General features: G+C 61.9%; 15 protein-coding genes and 1 tRNA gene. 6 read left to right on the top strand and 10 right to left on the bottom strand.

Features of this window, described 5'->3' with window-relative positions; translation table 11 throughout:
• The first annotated feature begins 339 nt into the window (after window positions 1-339).
• Window positions 340-1,245 carry an AraC family transcriptional regulator gene (locus tag M4J39_RS02265; RefSeq protein ID WP_251726143.1) on the top strand — a complete coding sequence of 302 codons (906 nt, stop codon included), beginning with the start codon at window positions 340-342 and terminating at the stop codon, window positions 1,243-1,245.
• Window positions 1,246-1,276: 31 nt separating this feature from the next.
• Here M4J39_RS02265 and M4J39_RS02260 read toward each other — a convergent pair whose 3' ends face one another.
• The gene (locus tag M4J39_RS02260) at window positions 1,277-3,412 is read right to left on the bottom strand and encodes a TonB-dependent siderophore receptor (protein WP_251726142.1); all 2,136 of its coding nucleotides are present in this window, start codon (window positions 3,410-3,412) and stop codon (window positions 1,277-1,279) included.
• 361 nt (window positions 3,413-3,773) lie between these two features.
• Between M4J39_RS02260 and M4J39_RS02255 the strand changes: the two genes are divergently transcribed.
• From M4J39_RS02255 to M4J39_RS02240, 4 genes are read left to right on the top strand one after another with little or no spacing between them, the layout of a single operon-like run.
• Window positions 3,774-4,760, top strand: coding sequence for an iron-siderophore ABC transporter substrate-binding protein (locus tag M4J39_RS02255; protein ID WP_251726140.1), 987 nt, complete (start codon window positions 3,774-3,776; stop codon window positions 4,758-4,760).
• Window positions 4,757-5,800 carry an iron ABC transporter permease gene (locus tag M4J39_RS02250; RefSeq protein ID WP_251726138.1) on the top strand — a complete coding sequence of 348 codons (1,044 nt, stop codon included), beginning with the start codon at window positions 4,757-4,759 and terminating at the stop codon, window positions 5,798-5,800. The genes M4J39_RS02255 and M4J39_RS02250 overlap by 4 nt, the downstream gene beginning before the upstream one ends.
• Window positions 5,797-6,837, top strand: coding sequence for an iron chelate uptake ABC transporter family permease subunit (locus M4J39_RS02245; RefSeq protein ID WP_251726136.1), 1,041 nt, complete (start codon window positions 5,797-5,799; stop codon window positions 6,835-6,837). Before M4J39_RS02250 ends, M4J39_RS02245 begins: the two co-directional genes overlap by 4 nt.
• Complete coding sequence (locus tag M4J39_RS02240; RefSeq protein WP_251726134.1) at window positions 6,834-7,661, top strand: ABC transporter ATP-binding protein; 828 nt, start codon at window positions 6,834-6,836, stop codon at window positions 7,659-7,661. The genes M4J39_RS02245 and M4J39_RS02240 overlap by 4 nt, the downstream gene beginning before the upstream one ends.
• A gap of 39 nt (window positions 7,662-7,700) precedes the next feature.
• On the opposite strand, the gene M4J39_RS02235 is transcribed toward M4J39_RS02240, so the two are convergent.
• The 9 genes from M4J39_RS02235 to araD form a co-directional block, all read right to left on the bottom strand.
• A complete protein-coding gene (locus M4J39_RS02235) occupies window positions 7,701-9,365 on the bottom strand; it encodes an iron ABC transporter permease (RefSeq protein WP_251726132.1) in 1,665 nt (554 codons plus the stop codon).
• A gap of 43 nt (window positions 9,366-9,408) precedes the next feature.
• Complete coding sequence (locus tag M4J39_RS02230; RefSeq protein ID WP_371875365.1) at window positions 9,409-10,419, bottom strand: Fe(3+) ABC transporter substrate-binding protein; 1,011 nt, start codon at window positions 10,417-10,419, stop codon at window positions 9,409-9,411.
• Window positions 10,420-10,802: 383 nt separating this feature from the next.
• Window positions 10,803-11,849 carry an ABC transporter ATP-binding protein gene (locus M4J39_RS02225; RefSeq protein WP_251726130.1) on the bottom strand — a complete coding sequence of 349 codons (1,047 nt, stop codon included), beginning with the start codon at window positions 11,847-11,849 and terminating at the stop codon, window positions 10,803-10,805.
• A 491-nt stretch (window positions 11,850-12,340) separates the two neighbouring features.
• Complete coding sequence (locus M4J39_RS02220; protein ID WP_251726128.1) at window positions 12,341-12,625, bottom strand: Nif11-like leader peptide family RiPP precursor; 285 nt, start codon at window positions 12,623-12,625, stop codon at window positions 12,341-12,343.
• A 213-nt stretch (window positions 12,626-12,838) separates the two neighbouring features.
• Complete coding sequence (locus M4J39_RS02215) at window positions 12,839-13,903, bottom strand: GNAT family N-acetyltransferase (protein ID WP_251726126.1); 1,065 nt, start codon at window positions 13,901-13,903, stop codon at window positions 12,839-12,841.
• Between the two features lie 224 nt (window positions 13,904-14,127).
• Window positions 14,128-14,221, bottom strand: a tRNA-Ser gene (locus M4J39_RS02210).
• A 176-nt stretch (window positions 14,222-14,397) separates the two neighbouring features.
• Window positions 14,398-15,384, bottom strand: a complete 987-nt coding sequence (locus M4J39_RS02205; RefSeq protein ID WP_251726124.1) for an aldo/keto reductase — start codon at window positions 15,382-15,384, stop codon at window positions 14,398-14,400.
• A gap of 191 nt (window positions 15,385-15,575) precedes the next feature.
• The gene (locus tag M4J39_RS02200) at window positions 15,576-16,982 is read right to left on the bottom strand and encodes an L-fucose/L-arabinose isomerase family protein (protein ID WP_251726122.1); all 1,407 of its coding nucleotides are present in this window, start codon (window positions 16,980-16,982) and stop codon (window positions 15,576-15,578) included.
• A gap of 65 nt (window positions 16,983-17,047) precedes the next feature.
• Window positions 17,048-17,749, bottom strand: a complete 702-nt coding sequence (gene araD, locus M4J39_RS02195; protein ID WP_251726120.1) for an L-ribulose-5-phosphate 4-epimerase AraD — start codon at window positions 17,747-17,749, stop codon at window positions 17,048-17,050.
• A 364-nt stretch (window positions 17,750-18,113) separates the two neighbouring features.
• Here araD and araC point away from each other — a divergent pair, with 364 nt between their 5' ends.
• Entirely contained in the window at window positions 18,114-19,070 is a 957-nt protein-coding gene (gene araC, locus M4J39_RS02190; RefSeq protein ID WP_251726118.1) for an arabinose operon transcriptional regulator AraC, read from the top strand.
• The last annotated feature ends 173 nt before the right edge of the window (window positions 19,071-19,243 follow it).

Below are 19,243 nucleotides of genomic sequence, written 5' to 3'. Positions count from 1 at the left end.
AAGGCGCTTCCCGCTTGGTTTCGAACCCGACGGGTATCATCCGTTCGGTCGGCGTCTCCGCATAAACAGCCCCCTCAACCGGCGATGCGATTGCAAGGCATTCGCATCAGTGACCCTACCGATGTCGGTGTCCTCAGTAGATGTTACAGGTGCACGACATCGCCTTGCTGTTCCGCAGTAAATATGATAATTATATTCATGTTTATTGACATGAGCTGCAGGATGCCAACAACGGCTGCTGGCTTGGCCAAGGGGCAAACGCCAGGCCAAGTTGTGTGACGTCTTCTGTCGTCCTCCGCGCGGATTGTACGACTTTCGCTGACTTGGAAACGGCCTCAAGTGACCTACCAGCATTCGATGATTTGCCACACAGAAGGCATTCAGCCGATCGCACCGGTCAAATGGCGCGGTCTTGACGGCCTTATGAGCGTATTCTGGGATGCCGAAGGGAAGGCCGGAGCGCATGCCTATTATCTGTCTCCCGATCCCCGCATGGTCATTTTCTTCAATGACGTGTCGGGGGAGATCCGCATGTCGAACAGGACCGGAAGCTTCGGCCAGTTCGATCGTCCGATGACACGGGCCCTTTACGTACCGGCGGGCGTCCCCCTTTGGACCAAGTTCAACGCCTGGCATCGTTTCTCGCATCTCGATCTACATCTTCATCAGGACCGACTGTTGCGGTTGCTCTCCCCCTCGGTTGGTGGATCGGTCGCCCGCTCGATTGTGCGCCGGCCAGTGGAGGTACAGAATGTCGGACCGATCGAAGCCTTGGCCGCCCTCCTTGTCGACGAAGTGTCGAACCCATCGCGACATGCCGTTTATGCCGAGAGTCTGGTCGGAAGCATTGCAACGGCCCTGCTCGACATCCCCGAAGGCGCGCGCGAACAGCCCAACGCGCGACTGACCCAGGCGCAGATGAACAGGCTGATCGCGGCGGTCAAGGCAAACGGCGGTCGCCGCATGACGATCGCCGAGATGGCGGCTGCCGTCGGCCTGTCCGAAAGCTGGTTCGCCACCGTTTTCAAGCAGACGACGGGCAAGACGCCCCTTCAGTGGCAGCTCGGGCGGCGAGTCGAGCAGGCGCAGACCCTCTTGACCGAGACCTGTCTCAGCCTGGCGGACGTGGCGGCTCAACTCGGATTTTCGGATCAAGCCCACCTGACCAAGGTGTTCCGCCAGATCGTCGGGGAGACGCCGGCGGCATGGAGGCGTGCCCGCTTGAACTTCCCGGTCCCGGAATAGGTCCGCCCGGGCGCCCCGGGCGGACGGCCTGTTACCAGGTCTGGCGGAGGGTGGCGAAAACCGTCCGACCGGGATTGTACCAGTCGGCGCCGAAGCCGCCGTAGGCGACGTGCTTCTCGTCGAACACGTTGTTGACGTTGACCTGCAGCGTGGTGTTCTCCCTGATCTCGTAGCTGAAGGCGGCGTCGAAGACGACGCTTCCGGTGGTCGACTTCGTGTTGGCATCGTCGAAGTAGTAGGACCCCTGGTAACGCGCGCCCAGACCGAAGGTCATGTCGCCACGCATCCCGTCGCCTTCAAGCTCGTAGTTGAGCCAGAGCGAAGCGGCGTGGTTGGGCACAAAGGACATCTCGTTGCCTTCGTTGCCCGCCGTACCGTTCTCAACGATATCGGACATCAGGTAGGAATAGGCTGCCGTCAGGCTGATACTGTCCGTAAGTTCCGCCTTTGCCTCCAGATCGACGCCGCGCACCCCCACTTTGCCGATGGTCTCCGGCTGGTTGGTGTTCGGATTGGTGCGAGTGATGTTGCTCTTGGTCAGGTCATAGACCGAAACACTGAACAGGGCAGGGAAGGCCTCCGGCCGATATTTCAGGCCGATTTCGTATTGCTCGCCTCGTTCAGGTTCGACACCGATGGCTGGAGGGGCCACCGACTGTGCGTAATTGGCAAAGGCGGCCAACTCCTTCGTCAACTTGTAGGTCAGCCCGACGCGGGCGGTCGTTTCGCTGAAGTTGCCCTTTGACGTCGAACCGTTGAGCTTGTTGTCTTCCCGGAGATCGAGCCAGTCGTTGCGCAGCCCAAGGTTGACGATCAGCTTGTCGTTGAAAGTCAAATTCTGTTGGCCGTAGATTGCCGTGGTGGTTTGTTTGGTCTTCTTGCTGCTGTAGGGCGCACCGAAAGTGGGCGCGCCGGTGTAGACCGGGTTGGTCCAGTCGATTCCCGGCGCGGCGACCCAATAGAGATCGCTGTCTCCGGTTCGATTGCCGTATTCGACGCCGACCAGCGTCTGGCTGTCCATGGCGCCGAAGCTCGTGTCGTATTGCAGGCGGGAATCGAAGACGAAGTTGCGAGCCGAACTGTCATTGCCGAAGAAATAGCGATCGGCGATGGTGTCGCCGTTATCTACCGGCTCATAAACGTAGGCGTAGCCGAAGCCGGTATCGGAGCTGCTGTAGCGCGCATTGGAGTTGAAGGTGAGGCCCGAGCCAAAGGCGTGATCGAACATCACGCTGACGGTGTTTCGTTCCGCGGTGTCGTAATTGTAGTCCGGCTCTCCCAGGAACAGACTCCGGTCGAGGTCATAGCCCACCGGGTGGCCACCGCCACCGGGAACACCGTCCTTGTCGAGATAGTCGTAGACGACGGTCAGGCTGGTGTCGTTGCTGGGGCGCCAGGTCAGGCCGCCCATGACGAACGTCTCGTCGTCCCGCGAATAATCGTATTCCTTTTCGGCGTTCTGGAGCTTGCCGGTCAGGCGGAAGGAGAGGGTGTCGTCATCGGTGATGTTGTCGCCAACATCGAAACCGGCTTCGGCATGACCGAACGACCCGCCCGTGGCGTAGACCTCGCCGAAGCGTTCGCTCTTCGGCCGCTTGGTGGTGTAGTTCACCGATCCGCCCGGATTGGAAACGCCGAAGACAGTGGAGTTCGCGCCCTTCAGTACTTCGACGCGCTCGAATGCGTAGGGCTCCTCTCGGATCCCGCCGAACGGATTACCGAGCGTCAAGCCGTCACGATAGGCATAGGCGTCGAAGCCGCGGATCTTGAAATAGTCGAAGCGATCGTCGGAGCCGTAGAAATCGGTTGTGACGCCGGCAGTATAGTCCAACACTTCCTCGACGCTCTGGGCACCGCGTTGCTGAATCTCCTTGGCGGTGATGACCGAAACCGACGCCGGAGTATCCAGGATATCGGCGGCTATCTTGCCGGCACTCGTCGTTTTGGTGGCGACGATGGATTTGGCATCGTCGTCGCCTGCGGTGCCTTCCACGGTAATGGTTTCGAGAACGGTCGCGTCGTCCGCAGCTTTCGCCGCTTCGTCATCCTGGGCCCGCAAGGAAGCCGGCGCGAAGGCAAAGAGCGCCGAGCATCCGAGAAGGATGGCCGTCCGATAGCGAAGCAAGCCCTTCCGTCTGGTGTCACCGGCCGTCCTCGAAGTGTCCATGGTCGATCCCCGAAATTCAGTTTCGTGCGCCGGAAGCCGGCTCAAAAGGCTCGTTGGGGTGTCGAGGACATCGACGACCGTCTGGTCGGGGGCCGCGCTCGGCCACGGCTCGTCCATCGGTGTTGCCCGGCACCTGCCAGGATCATCTAACCTGATGGATTTTCTCTGGTATTGTAGGTTTTCCGGGTTTTGTAGGATTCCCCGGAAACTTCGATCCGCACCTGCTGGAACGCCCGAAACGTGCTTGACCGGAGCTTGTGAAGCTGAAAACTGATTTCAACTTAACCCCTTTCCAGAGCATCGAACCGAAAAGTGGGAGTTCGCTTTCCGAACGATGTTCCAATCGTCATGGAGTGGCCGGATGCCACGCTCGTTTCGTTTCTTCGCGCCGTTCGTTGCGATCTTCCTGCTTAGCGGCGAGGTCGGGCAGGCCGGCGAGGCCTACCCGATCACCATCAGGCATGCGCTTGGCGCGACGCTCATTTCGGAGAAGCCACGACGCGTGGCGACTGTCGCCTGGGCCAATCACGAGGTGCCGCTTGCCCTCGGTGTCGTGCCGGTCGGTTTCGCCGCAGCCAACTTCGGCGACGACGACGATGATGGTTTGTTGCCCTGGGTTGCCGAGAGGTTATCCGAGCTTGGCGCCCAGAAACCCGTACTTTTCGACGAGGGTGACGGCATCGACTTCGAGGCGGTCGCCGCTACCCAGCCAGACGTGATCCTCGCTGCCTATTCCGGACTAAGCCAGTCGGACTATGACATGTTGAGCCGCATTGCACCGGTGGTTGCCTATCCCGAGGCGCCGTGGTCGACGGACTGGCGCGAGATGATCCGCCTCAACAGTGCCGGTCTGGGCATGGCAGAAGATGGCGAGAGGCTGATTACCCGAATCGAAACGGACATCGCATCGGAACTGGAGAGATATCCGGAGATCATGGGAAGGTCGGCGATGTTCGTGACCCATCTCGATGCCAGCGATCTCAGTCTCGTCAACTTCTACACCCTGCAGGACACCCGAGTGCGGTTCTTCAAGGATCTGGGACTGGCAATGCCATCCAGCGTCACCCAGGCGTCCCACGACGGCGGCTTCTCCGGATCGATCAGCGCCGAGCGCGTCGACGCGTTCGACGATGTCGATATCGTCGTGACCTACGGCGACCGCGCGCTTATCGACGCGATGAAGGCCAATCCGCTTCTGGCACGCATGCCGGCCGTCACTCACGATGCTATCGTCACGCTCGGTCGGGATCCGGTGGGTACGGCGGCCAACCCGACACCACTGTCGATCTCCTGGGTTCTGAGGGACTATTTGGCGCTTCTTGCCGAGGCAGCCAGGAAAGCCAAATGACTCCAGCGAAGCTCACATCTTTCATTGCTCCTCCCTATTGCGGACGCCCCGGCGGCAGTCGCTCCATCTGGCTGCCCCTGACAATCTTTGCCGTTGTCGTGCTTTGCACTCTGTCGCTCCTCATAGGGAGCCGCGACGTCACTTGGAGCGACGTGCTTTCCGCCATCGGCGGTCACGTCGACAGCATCGGCGAGGCGGCCGTGGCCATGCGCATCCCACGCACTCTGCTCGCCCTGTTCGCCGGGGCGGCGTTGGGACTTTCCGGCGCCGTCATGCAAGGCGTGACACGCAACCCGCTCGCCGATCCCGGCATTCTCGGCGTCAACACGGGGGCAGCCCTCGCCGTGGTCATCGGGGTCGCCTGGTTCGGCATGACTTCGGCGCAAGCCTACATCTGGACAGCCATTCTGGGCGCCGGCTGCACGGCTGCCTTGGTCTATACTGTAGGATCGTTCGGGCGCGGTGGCGCGACACCGCTCAAGCTGACGCTGGCTGGGGCAGCGACATCTATAGCCTTCGCCTCGCTGGTGATTGCCGTGGTGTTGCCGCGTGGGGATATCGCCGGCGGCATCCGGTCGTGGCAAGTGGGTGGCGTCGGTGGCGCCACATTCGAACGCCTTGCCGAAGTCGCTCCCTTCCTCTCGGCCGGCCTGATCCTCAGCCTTGGATCGGCTCGCAAACTGAATTCCCTGGCGTTGGGCGACGACCTCGCGGCAGGCCTTGGCGAGCGCGTCGCGCTGGCACGGGGCATCGCCTCGTTCGCAGCGGTTCTGCTTTGCGGTGCTACGACGGCGATATGTGGACCGATCGGCTTCGTGGGGCTGGTCGTGCCGCATGTCTGCCGGTTGCTCGTCGGCGTCGATCATCGTTGGCTGTTACCATTCTCCTCGCTAGTTGGCGGAGGACTGCTGCTCGCCGGCGACATTATCGGCCGCATCGCGGCTCGACCATCCGAACTTGAGGTCGGGATCGTCACAGCCTTCGTCGGTGCGCCCTTCTTCATCTGGATCGTCAGACGCCAGCGGGTGCGTGACCTGTGACCAGCTTTTCGTCCGCCCTCTGCTCCATCGCCGACGATCGCCGAAGCCGCGCGCACCGACGCAATATCGTCATCACCGGTCTTTTGGCGCTGACGATCGCCCTGTTCGCGCTGACGCTGATACTCGGCCAGTCGTATGTTCCACCCGGAGACGTATTTCGCGTATTGATTGGCGAGGATGTACCGGGCGCATCCTTTGCCGTCGGCGAGCTGCGCTTGCCGCGTGCCGTGCTGTCCGTCCTCGCCGGGTTGAGCTTCGGCCTCGGCGGGGTCTCCTTCCAGACCATGTTGCGTAACCCGTTGGCCAGCCCGGACATCATCGGCATCAGTTCGGGTGCCAGCGCGGCGGCGGTCTTTGCCATTGTCGTGTTGTCGCTGAGCGGCTTGCTTGTCTCGATCTTCGCCGTCGCTGCCGGCTTGGGCGTGGCCATTTTCGTCTACGGATTGTCCTTCCGGAACGGCGTGGCGGGAACGCGGCTCACCCTGATCGGCATAGGGGTGTCGGCGATGCTGGAAAGCATGATCGCCTATGTTCTGGCGCGAGCGCCGGCCTGGAACCTGCAAGAGGCGATGCGCTGGCTGGTAGGCAGCGTCAACGGGGCCGAGATCGGGCAAGCGTTACCGCTTCTGGCCGGCCTCACCATATTTGGCGGGTTGTTGCTCAGCCGTGCTCGCGACCTCGAGGCGCTACGACTCGGCGACGACATGGCGGCGGCGCTTGGCGTCGACGTTGCCCGAATTCGGATCATAGTCGTCGTCACCGCGGTCGGCCTGATCGCCCTTGCCACGGCGCTGACTGGGCCAATCGCTTTCGTCGCCTTCCTCTCCGGGCCGATCGCTGCCCGGCTTGTCGGCAACCAGGGCTCCTTGCTCATACCCTCTGCACTCGTTGGCGCGATACTTGTTCTTGCCGGCGACTACTGCGGACAGTTCCTCCTGCCCAGCCGCTATCCGGTGGGTGTGGTCACCGGAGCATTGGGCGCGCCCTATCTCCTCTATCTGGTTGCTCGGACCAACCGAACCGGAGGCTCGGCATGACCGCGCATTCTCTTTCCGCTCAGGCCCTGACAGCAGGTTACGGCGAGAACCTCGTACTCGAAAACCTCGACCTCGTGGTGCCATCGAGTCGGATAACGGCTATCGTCGGAGCCAACGCCTGCGGCAAGTCCACGTTGCTGCGCACCATGTCCAGGCTGCTCGTCCCACGGGAAGGGTGCGTCCTGCTTGATGGCAAATCCATCCACGAGCTTCCGACGCGCGCGCTCGCGAGGATGCTTGGGCTGCTGCCGCAATCGCCGATCGCCCCGGAGGGAATCACCGTTGCCGATCTCGTCAGCCGTGGACGACATCCCCATCAGGGCGTGTTCTCGCGTTGGACGCGTCTCGATGACGAAGCCGTCGCCGCGGCGCTCGAGACCACCCGCACCGTCGAGCTCGCGGAACGCCCCGTCGACGAGTTGTCAGGCGGGCAGCGGCAGCGCGTCTGGATCGCCATGGCGCTCGCACAGCAGACCGACCTTCTGCTGCTCGATGAGCCGACCACCTTCCTCGACATCAGCCACCAGTTGGAGGTTCTGGATCTCCTGACCGATCTCAATCGGGCGCGCGGCACCACCATCGTCATGGTATTGCACGACCTGAACCTTGCGGCCCGCTATGCCGATCACCTCGTTGCCATGTGCAAGGGGCGGCTCCACGCTGCCGGCTCACCGTCGGATGTCTTGACCGAGCGCAACGTTCGTCAGGTCTTCGGCCTGGAAAGTCGGATCATCGCCGACCCGATCTCCGGCAAGCCCTTCATGTTGCCGATCGGCCGGCACCACGCGTTGGCAACGGGCGCGAGCCCCATTAATCGTGGATAGCTCGGTTCCGCGGCAACGGAGTGGTGATGCCAACCTGTTTCAGGCTCCTCGCCCGATCCTCGACAGCACGACGACAGGCAATATGCCGACGGCGACGATGGCCAGCGCGGCGATCGAGGCTTCTTCGTAGGTGCCGCGCGCAGCTTCGCCGTAAAGATGAGTGGCGAAGGTCTCGAAGTTGAGTGGGCGCAACAGCAGGGTCGCTGGCAGCTCCTTGACGCAGTCGACGAAGACCAGCAGCGCTCCGGCGGAGAGCGAGGTGCGTGTCAGTGGCAGATGCACGGCGCGCAACGCGCCACCGGCGGTACAACCGAGCGTGCGGGCGGCGTCATCGAGAGACCGCGGCACGCGGGCAAGTCCGGCGTCGGCGCTGCCAGCCGTGATGGCCAGGAATCGGACGGCGTAGGCGTAGACCAGCGCCGCGCCCGACCCGATGAAGAGCAGGCCGGTGGAAACGCCGAACCATTGCTTCGCCGTACCGTCGATGAAGCGATCGAATGGGGCCACGACGAGCAGCACGCCGATGGCGACCACCGTACCCGGCATCGCATAGCCGATCGTCGACAGACGGTAGAACAGGGGAGATAGCCGCCCCGACGAAAGGCGCAATGCAAAAGCAGCCGTGACGCCAGCGACGAGGGTCAGCACCGTTGCGCCGCCTGCATAGAGAATGGTGTTCAGCGCTTCATCGACAAGGCGCGGCGACAGACCGGCGAACTGCCAGCGCTTGAAAGCCTCTACAGCGAGATAACCGGCAGGCACGGCAAACCCGAGACACACAGGCAGCGAACCGAGCACCAAAAGCCCAGCCCCTCGAAAGCCTCGATACTCGACGGGCGCCATCGGGCGACTGCGTGCGCCCGCTGCATAGCCTTGCCGATGCCGCGCCCAACGCTCGAACGAGACGAGAGCCACGACGATGACGAGGAGAAGAAGCGCGATCTGCGCAGCTCCCGCAAGATCGCTTCGGGTAATCCAGGTCGTGTAGATCGACACCGTCAGCGTGCGAACACCCAGAAACTCCGAGGCGCCAACATCATTAAGCGCCTCCATCAGAGCCAGACTGACACCGACAGCGATGGCCGGGCGGGCGAGCGGCAAGGCGACGCGCCGGAACAACTGGCGGCGCGGCATGCCGAGGGTGCGCGCCGCATCGCAAAGATTGGCCGACTGCGTCAGAAACATCGCCCGCGTCGTCAGGTAGACGTAGGGATAGAGCACCAGCGACAAGAGCAGCACGCAGCCGGTGAGCGAGCGGACATCGGGCAGTCGGAAGTCGCGCGGGCCGGCGTAACCGAGGCTCCAGCGGATCGCGCCCTGAACCGCACCGATCGGATGCAGGATGTCGAGATAAGCGTAGGCGACGATGTATGTCGGCACGGCCAGTGGCAGCAGAAGCGACCATTCGAGCAGGCGACGACCCGGAAAATCGTAAGCCGTGACAAGCCAGGCGAGCGACACGCCCAGGCAGCCGGCGATCAGGCCAACGCCGATAAGCAGCGTCATGGTGTCGGCTAGGGCCGAGAGCAGGACCGTGCCGGCGAGATGCGACCACAGCCCAGCCGAGCCGCGTGTCGCTTCGGCAGTGAGCGTAAGTACCGGCAGCAGGGCAAGAAAGGCCGTCAGTCCGGCCGCGACATGCCAACCCGTCCACGCGCGGCGCGGGATGGCTTCGGATAGTGATGTTTCTGCGAGAGCGCTCATTGTAAGGGCAGGGCGGAACGCACATACGTCCCGCCCGCTCCAATCAGCTGTCGAAGCCAACCTTGTCGACCAGCTCGCTGGCCGTCTTGCGATGCTTGACGATCTCGCTCAGGGACGCCTTGTCGACAATCAGTTCGCCGAAGGAGGCGACGATCGGGTCGGCGGCCACGCCGGCCTTCACGGGATACTCGTAGTTGGCCTTGGCATAGATTTCCTGCGCCTCGTCGGAGACGAGATACTCCAGGAACTTCACGGCATCGTCCTTGTTGGGAGCATGCTTGGCGACGGCTGCGCCCGAGATGTTCACCTGTGTGCCGCCATCGCGGAAGGTCGGCAGGATCACCTTGATGGCCTCGCCCCATTTCACTTGCTCTTCACCGCCTTTGCCCGACCGCATCAGCCCCACATAGTAGGAGTTGGCGACAGCGACGTCGCAGATGCCGCCGAGGATATCACGGGCGCCGTCGCGATCGCCGCCGGCCGCCTTGCGGGCGAGATTGGCCTTGAGACCGGCAAGCCAGGTTTCGGTGGCCTCGGCGCCGTGATGGACGATATGGCTGGCGAACAGAGCGGTGTTGTAAGGGTGCTGGCCGGAGCGGATGCACACCTTGCCCTTCCACTTGGGATCGGACAGATCCTCGTAGTTGAAGGTCGAGATGTCGAGATCCTTGGCCGCATATATCACGCGAGCGCGATAGGAGAGGCCGAACCAATGATCGTTCTCATCGCGGAGCTGAGCCGGCACCGCGTCCTTGAGGACCTGGGAATCGATCGGCTGGGTCACACCCTTTTCGACCAAGTCGACCAGATTGCCGGCATCGACGGCCATCAGGATGTCTGCCGGCGAGCTTTCGCCTTCGGTCGCGACGCGTTCGGCAAGGCCGTCTTTGAGAAAGACAGTGTTGACGGTGACGCCCGTCGTCTTGGTGAAGCTATCGATGAGCGGCTGAATCAACCCCGGTTCGCGCGTCGTGTAAATGTTGACGTCGGCGGCGGCTTGACCGACTGCAGCGAAGGTTGCGAGCGCCGTCAGGCCGAGGAGCATCTGTCGCATGGCTCTTTTCTCCCAGTATCGAACGGGGAGGAGGCAATCATACTTGAGTATAGTGGTCAAGTTTTTAATCGAGACGCCGTTTTGAGGACACTTAACAACTGTCGCTCTCAAGTAGGGTAACTCGCCAGATGAAATGCGCTTTTCCCGGCTTTTCCGGGCCAACGGAACCTTCCAACCTATGTCCGGATCTCAACCGATAGCTCGTTCGATATGAATCGGCAGAGAAAACGATCCTCTTTATTAGAATTATTCTTATTATAAGGAGCAACTCTTCTTGGCATTCGAGATGAGGGCGTGGCAACTCCCAACCGGTGAAGACCGCCTCGGGGCCGCCGGGCGCATCGTCCTTGTTCTATCGTCTCAGGGCGGTATCGTAGCGCGTTTCACACCCTGAAGATCATGGCCTGTTCCGGCGCCATCTGAATGGCGACGTGGCGCACATCGGCCGGCAATCGGCGCGTGGAGCGGATCTCCAGCGGCGAATCGAGGCCGGGCACGGAGATCCAAAGAGCCTCCGTCTCACCTCGCATCTGTCGCGCCATCACCTCGCACGCCTGATGCTCGCCCTCGGAGGCCGGAACGGCTTCGATAGCCGACGGACGCACCAAGACGGCGACGCGGTCGCCATCTGGGAGGCGGTCGCGCAGGGGGAGGACGCCGATCGCCGTTTCGACCGCCCCATTGCGGACGAGACCTGGCAGGTTGTTGCAGGCGGCAAAGAAGCTGGCGGCATAGGTGCCGTTCGGACGATCGTAGAGATCGTAGGCGGTTCCGGTTTGAACAATTTCGCCAGACCGCATCAGCACGACCCGGTCGCCCAGGGACAAAGCCTCTTCCGGGTCGTGGCTGACGATGATCGCGGTGATGCCAAGTCCACGGATCAGCGCCAACGTGTCCCGGCGGACACCTTCCCGGAGCGCGCGATCGAGGTTTGAGAACGGCTCGTCCATCAGGATCAGGCGAGGGGAGGGTGCCAGGGCTCGCGCCAAGGCCACCCGTTGCTGCTCCCCGCCGGACAGCTCATGCGGGTAGCGATCGGCATGGCCACCGAGCCCCACTCGGTCGAGCATGTCTTTCACCCGGCGGCGGCTCTCACCTTTCGTCATGCCCCTCAGGCCGAACCGGACGTTCTCCCGAACGGTCAGGTGAGGAAACAGCGCATAGTCCTGGAACACGAAACCGACGCGCCGACGTTCCGGCTCGACGAACTGCCTGGGTCCCGCCACCTCCTCGCCATCGATTCGGATGATGCCGGCGTCGGGCACATCGACGCCGGCAACGAGGCGCAGAAGCGACGACTTGCCACAGCCGGAATGCCCGGCAAGACACACCAGCGCTCCCCGCTCGATCGAAAGACTTACGTTCCGCACGGCAGCTGTCTCGCCGAAACGGCGGCTGAGCGACACGATCTCAAGTGCGGGCGCTGTCAACAATCGACCTCATCGGTGAAAGGCATTGTTGCCAATACATCCGAATTGCAAAAGGGCAGCAAGCCGAAAGCTTCGGTCAGCCGCACCACTGCGCCTGGCGATAGGGTAAGGGCGTCGTTCACGATCCAGATGGACCTTCGTGCTGTTCATGTTACGCACTCCCAGGTACCCACCAGTGGGACTGTTCCGATGGGGAGTCATTCCATGGACAGAACAGCCCATGACGAGATCCGGGTCGGCACGCCGCGCAGTGAGGGGATGAGGAAATCATCCTGGGGACGACTTCCGCTCCGAGCGGCTTCCGCGAGCACTTCAATGGCGCGATGGGGACGAGACCGTCCCAGGCAAAGACGCGTAAAACCTTCAGCGCCAAGCGCCGATGTCCAAAGGACGAACTCGACGCCCGGCTCGTCAACGGCAACGCCGAAAGGCACCTTCCCGGATACCGACATAACGGCAAAAAGCCCAGAAAAGCCTCGGCGAGGCATTACTCAAGAAGCTAGCCAGTGACTAGGGTACATCGTTCTGTTTCCTTTTTTTGAGGTTCCGCCGGCGACCAAGTCCAGATCTGCATCGGAAAGCTCGCTTGACATGTTCTTGGCATAGCTTGCGAGCGCTTCCGCCACCTCATCCTCCGTGAAATCGTATCCTTCCTGCCGCCCCAGCTCCACAATGGCGGCAGGGCCTTCTTTCACGGCTTCCATCGCTTGCGCCTCAAGGGTCTTGCTCGCCTGGACCTTCAGGTAAAACTCTTTCAAAAGCTCAGTTCTCATCATAAAACCTCTTGTTCCTGTGTGTTACCACGGCCCCAACAGGCCGTTTACCTCCCGTCCCGCAGGTGCATGCGCTGTAATCATGACAGTTGCGCAGACGGAATTACGTCAATAACTGCTACTTAATTTTACATAAATAAAAGGACGAATTCAAAAATTCGCGGCTTTTGTTCGTTAAAATCTATCAGGTAACTCAGATGATGCTATATAAACACTCTATACATTACTCCGAATGGGCATCCCCGAACAAACGGGCACGCACTCACCTGCAGAGGTCGCTGACGCAAAGTCGCAACTGGTCCGGAAAATCGTTTCGATCCGATCGGCGAGTGGCGCGAAGCGGCGACGAATGAGCGCGACCATTCGCGGCCGAGTCTCGCTGCTGGAATAGTAGAAGGCGACGGAGTCCCGCCCCAAAAGTGCTGCCTGCCGCGAGTAGCAGCGATAGTAGGCGGCGATCATGATGCCGCTGTTCCAGTGGGCCGGGTCGAGATAGGCCTCCATGTAGCGGATCGCAGGTGTTCCACTGCCACGCCGTTTCGTGTCGACAAAGGCGGGATGCGCTTCAGTGGCGAGCAGCCAGCCGACAAGCTCGCCTTTCCGTCGGATCAGCAGGCTGAGGTCTTTCGACAGGTGTTGTCCGTGATGGATCGGGCCCGTCATATCGGCGGATGCGGGATCGGCCAGAAAGCGCTTGACCGCGTCTTCGTCTCCACCCCGCAGCTCCAGGGGATCGAAAGAAAAAGCGCCCGGGCGTGCCAAACGCCCGGCGATGCCGCGCCACGTGCTCGCCTGGCCGGCCATTTCTCCGGCACGCCCTATTACCACAACGCCCTCTTCCTGCGGAGACGACCAGCCGGCGCGGCTCAGAAGCGCTTCGAACGCGAGGCGCCCTGGCAAACTCTCGTTATAGCTCGCATTCTGGGTCGCACCTCCTTGAGCCCTTGCTCTCGCTTGCCAAGCCTCAAGAAGCTGCCGTCCGAGCCCCTTCCGCCGAAAGGCCGGCGCAAGCGCGATAGAATGGAGCTCAGCCTTTTGCTTTCCGCGCTCCACCGTCCCCAGCGCGAGCCCAATGGGATATCCGGCGCGTACGACACCGACGGCGATTACGTGGTCCGCAATGGAATCGAGCAAGTGTCTGTATCGGGCGAACGTAAATGCGGAGAAAAGGCGTGCATCTGACAGGAGTAGCGGGAAGGATATCGCAGGCGCGATCGGCTGCAATTGCTCGTCAGGCAAAATGTTCTTGGCTGACTGATAGCTTTCTGCGTTGACAGGCACCGGTCTTTCCCTTGAGGCCGACTTTCATTGGCGATGAAACTATCGCAGGGAGGAAAATGGAAGTGTCGAGCAGACCTTTGGGACGATGTGACGGAAGTTGGGGATAGGTTGCGGCTTTGGGGCGCAGGCCCGCACCAGACCGAGTCCGGGTTAGCAGCCTGGTTCACATCGCGACCTGCGGAATCGCGAGAAACAGCTTCTTATCAACGACAGGGTAATTGGGATGGCGGAGCCGGAGGGATTCGAACCCTCGGTACGGGTTTAAGCCCGTACGCCGGTTTAGCAAACCAGTGCCTTCAGCCTCTCGGCCACAGCTCCGTTGCGAAGTTGTCTAGAGATTCTGCGGCACTCGGTCAAGCCCCGGTGATGCCTGCGTTGCAGATGTCTTGAACGAGACAGGACATTTTCAGCCGAGGGCTCCATCTGTCGCCCCGAGAAGTCAAGCGGCGGAAATCTCTGGGATTTCCGCCGTGGAGAAAGCATGGTGATCTTTGTCACCAACGCTGGTGAACGTGCGGCGCAACGAGCCGGGCGTAGATTTCGCGCGTCGCCGCCATGACGTCCGCCGGAATGGCAGGGAGGTCCGAAGCGGCGGCATTGCCTCTGGCCTGCTCGGCGTTGCGGGCGCCGGGGATGACGACGCTGACGGCGTCGGACATCAGGATCCAGCGCAACGCAAAGGCGGCCATGCTCTGACCAACCGGAACCAGCTGCCGAATCTCCTCGACGGCCTGCAGGCCAACCTCGAAGGGCACGCCACCGAAGGTTTCGCCGACATCGAACGCTTCGCCATGCCGGTTGAACAGGCGATGATCGTCGGCGGCGAACTTCGTGTCGGCCGTGATCTTGCCCGAGAGCAAACCGGAAGCGAGCGGCACGCGCACAATAACGGCGACACCGCGCTTCTTGGCTTCCTCGAAGAACAGGCGATCCGGCCGCTGGCGGAAGATGTTGTAGATGATCTGGATCGAGGCGACGCCGGGGTACTCGATTGCCTTCAGCGCTTCCTCGACCTTCTCGACCGATACGCCGTAGTTGCGAATCTTGCCCTTGGCCTTGATCGCCTCCAGTCCCTGAAACAGGTCGGGGGTGTAGAAGACCTCGGTCGGCGGGCAATGGAGCTGCACGAGGTCGAGCGTCTCCACGTCGAGATTGGCGAGGCTGCGATCGATGAAGGCCTCGATGTTCTCAGGAGTATAGCCGGAGGCGACGTGCGGGTTGAGGCGGCGGCCGGCCTTGGTGGCCACATAGGGTCGCTTGCCCGTCCACTCCTTCAGCACGGAGGCGATGATGCGCTCGGACCGACCGTCGCCATAGACGTCGGCCGTGTCGATGAAGGTGACGCCCGCTTCAAGGGCGGCCTCAAGAGCGGCCCTTCCGTCGGCCTCTGTCACTTCGCCCCAGGCGCCGCCGATCTGCCAAGCGCCAAAGCCGATGTCGGATACCTCGACCGGCACGCGGCCAAACTTACGGTACTGCATGACTTTTCTCCCCGAGTAATTGGCTTTTCGACTTTGATTTCGAGGGGAGATTAATGCCATTCGCCAGCGTCGGCGCAAATGGATTCTGTCGATGGTCGGCATCGGTGACGGAGATCACCGGCTAGCCTCAGCATCAAACAAAAGGGCCGGCTTTCGCCGGCCCAGTTCCGCTTGCTTGGGAGGAGCGGGTATCAGACCTCGACGTACTGGATGCCGACGAGATCGCAATAGGCCTTCCACTTGGCGCGGGTGTCGCCGAGATGCAGGACCTGATGATGCGTGCCGCCGTTCTTCAGCCAGCCGTTGAGGCACTCCCTCACGCCGGTGGCCGGCTTGAAGAAGAAATAGGGCATCTCGACGGTGGGCAGTTCCTCGGTGTCGAGGATTTCGCCCTGCGACACGACGAGGCGGTACTTGTCGGCGCCGAGCGAGACGAGGCTGACCAGCGTGGCCGGGCCGGGCTCGCCCTGGAACAGGACGGTCGGCGGATTGTCGAGGCCGCCGATGCCGAGCGGGCGGTCGATGAGGCGCGGCTTCTTGTCCTTGCGGGCGACCTTCCAGTTGCCTTCACCCATGTGGCTCTGCAGAGCCGCATCGAGCTCGAAGTCCATGGCGTACATTTCGGTGAACTGGGGATCGGCCTGCAGCGCGCGGGCGGCGACCATCAGCGAGGCGCAGTTGGTGTCGCCCTCGGCGGCGTAACCGTAGCCGTCGGCCATCAGGTTCGAGGCGGCCATCATGTGGGTCTGCTTGAAGCGACCGTCGAGACCGATCTCGTTGAAGTAGAGCGAGAAGGCGTCGTAGCCGCCGGCCTCGAGCACCTTGGTGATGGCAACCTGGATCTTGGCGGCTTCCTCGAGCTGAGGCTGGGTCAGCTTCGGGTCCATGTCGAAGTTCGCCTTGCAGTAGGCGATGACGGCCTGGATCTCCTGGGTGTTGACCTTGTCCATCTCGGCAGCGATCGAGCCCATGCCGATGTGGTCGACCTGCGGACCGATGACGCGCATGAAGGTATGCGGGTCGGTCAGAATGTCGCCCATGCCCGGCATGCGGCCGAAGACGGCGACCTTGGTCTGCTTCATGACGGCAACGGCGTGCGCCGACGAAGCGAACACGTCGAAGGCCTTGACGAACTCGTCGTCCTTCCAGTCGCCCGACCAGACCGAGAACTGCTTGCCGAGATGGATCAGCGAGTTGGCCGTGTCCTGAACGCCGTGGACACCCTGATTGTAGGTCAGGTCGTCCATGTTCCACGCCTTGGTGACGCGCGGCTCCGGCTGAATGTTGGCCAGGAACAACGGCAGCGACACGTCGCGGAAGGCGTTGACGAGGCGCAGGCCCGGACCATAGGTCAGGTTGACGATCATGATGCCGTCGACGTTCTCGGCGGCGAAGATCTTCAGCACTTCCTCGATGTCTTCACGGCAACGGGCGGCCTTGGGGAACAAAACGTCGGCAACACCGGTCAGACGGGCCGAGACCTCGCGGGCATAACCCTCCTGCCGCTTGGTGATGTTCGGCAGCGTGTTGTCGTAGAGTTCCTGCATGATACCGAGGAAACCGATCTTCGGCTTCCGCGTGATGTCCTTGAGCGACATTTCCTTGCCTCCTAGAAAATTGTTGTCCTTGCCTTGTTTCCAGCCCGGCAACCGGGAGGGAATGATCAGGCCTTCTTCTGGCCGTACCAGGCTCCGGGGCCGTGCTTGCGCTGGTAGTGGTATTCCGAGACGTACTCCTCGACCGGAGCGGCGTTGGGCGCGAGCATCACTGTGGTGGTGGCGATGCGGGCGATCTCTTCGAGGAACACGGCGTTGAGCACCGAGTCGGGGGCATTCTTGCCCCAGGTGAACGGACCGTGGCCGGCCACGAGCACCATGGGTTTGGCGAGCGGGTTCTCGTTGCCGAGACGCCGGACGATGGCCTCACCGGTGTTGGCTTCGTAATCCGCCGTCACTTCCTCTGCAGTGAGCGGTGCCGTCAGCGGCACGGCGCCATGGCAGTAGTCGGCGTGCGTGGTGCCGAAGCAAGGAATCTCCTTACGCGCCTGAGCCCAGGCAACGGCGTAGGGCGAATGCGTGTGAGTGACGCCGCCGATGGTCGGGAAGGCGCGATAAAGCACGAGGTGCGTCTTGGTGTCGGTGGAGGGATTGAGGTCGCCCTCAAGCACCTTGCCGTCGGCGAGGTTGACCACCACGAGCTTGTCGGGGGTCAGCTTGTCGTAGGAGACGCCCGATGGCTTGATGACGATATAGCCCTTCTCGCGGTCGATGCCCGAGACGTTGCCCCAGGTGTGAACGACGATCTTGCGACGATCGAGTTCCAGATTGGCCTCGCAGACCTGTTCGCGGAGTTCCTTGAGTTTCATGGATGGCTGCCTTCAGCATGTTTCGTTTGCCGGCCGCGACTCGTGGCGGCCAACAGCGCTAGATAACCCAACGGCGCACCTGGGTCTCGGCTTAAGAGCCGAATTTCAGGCCCGATTTGCTTGCGTTTGATCCTCTCGCGCAACGTGGAAGCGGAAGCTGCGCTCCGGATGGCGCGCCGAAAAGCGCCACGTGGTTTCGCTTAGGAGACAACGTTGATGCGGACGAATTTCGCCCTCCGCGCGAAACGCCCAGCCTCTTCCTCCTTGTCGGCGATCGAATTCAAGCCGCTGTTATTGCTCATTTTGATTGGGGGGATTATAGTGCTCCCCATCTGCATCCCAAAGGGCTAATCCAGCTTTTTACATGGACGATACTGCCGCCCCCCTTTCCGCGCCGGCTCAGGTCGAAAGCGTCATTCGCCGTTTGTCGCTCCTGCAGGCGGGAGGCGAGACGACGGCTGATCCCTTCGTCGCCCCGCTGTTTCCCGGCTTCCATTTCGATACGCGCCTCGTCGCCGGTATCACCCCGATCGAACGGGGCGGGCCGCTCGATTTCCGCATCGAACGGCCGGACGGCATGCGTGGCTGGATCATCAACCTGACGATCAAGGGCAGCGGAGAAGTTTTTGACGGCGAGAACCGTTTCACGGTTGAACCGGGTGATCTCGTGCTGTTTCCGCCGGGGGCCATTCACGACTATGGGCGCGCGCCCGGCGCATCGGAATGGTGGCATCGCTGGATCTATTTCCAGCCGCGCGCCTTCTGGAGCGGCTGGCTGTCCTGGCGCGGAGCGCGAGGCGCGTTTTTCGTACAGCGGGTCGACGACAAGTCGCTGGTCGCGACGCTGGAGGCGCTGTTCGGGGAAGTGGCGAGCTGGTCGGCCAACACCGACCTTCTCTCCATGGAACTCGCCATGAATCTCCTTGAGAGAGTGATACTGCTGTGCGCCAAGAACGATCGGGCGACGGCGCCGCCGGGACACTTCGATCAGCGCCTGCTAATGGCCTGCAAGTTCGTGACCGACAACCTGCACAGGCCGCTTTCCGTGGCGGAGATTGCCCAGGCGGTCTGCCTGTCACCGTCGCGTCTGGCCCATCTGTTCACCCAGACGCTTGGGCGGTCGATCCTTAAATGGCGCGAGGAGCAGGTGATCCAGTTCGCCTGCCACCTTCTTCTCGTCACGCCCAGCCCGGTGAAGCAGATCGCAGCCCAGGTGGGCTACGAGGACCCGCTCTATTTCAGCCGCGTGTTCCGCCGCTACACGGGATGCAGCCCCAAGGCCTTCCGGGCCGAGCATGGCCGCACCCAGGGTCTGCCATAAGTAAGTTCGCGCTCGCATCAAGCCTTTTTCGTTCGCTCCGTCGGGGGCGGAAATGCAGGGTCATACGCAAAGGCGCGCAACCGTCCGATGCTTGCCGGGTTGTTTTATGCTGTCTATAAGGGAGTGTCGCCTCGCTGCGTGAGCCCGAAGCGGCGCAATTGAATCAGCGCATT

This window comes from Pleomorphomonas sp. NRK KF1 (genome assembly GCF_023721755.1).
GTDB lineage: Bacteria > Pseudomonadota > Alphaproteobacteria > Rhizobiales > Pleomorphomonadaceae > Pleomorphomonas.
The sequence above is the reverse complement of the archived record's forward strand: the minus strand, read 5'-3'. Positions and strand labels throughout refer to the sequence as shown.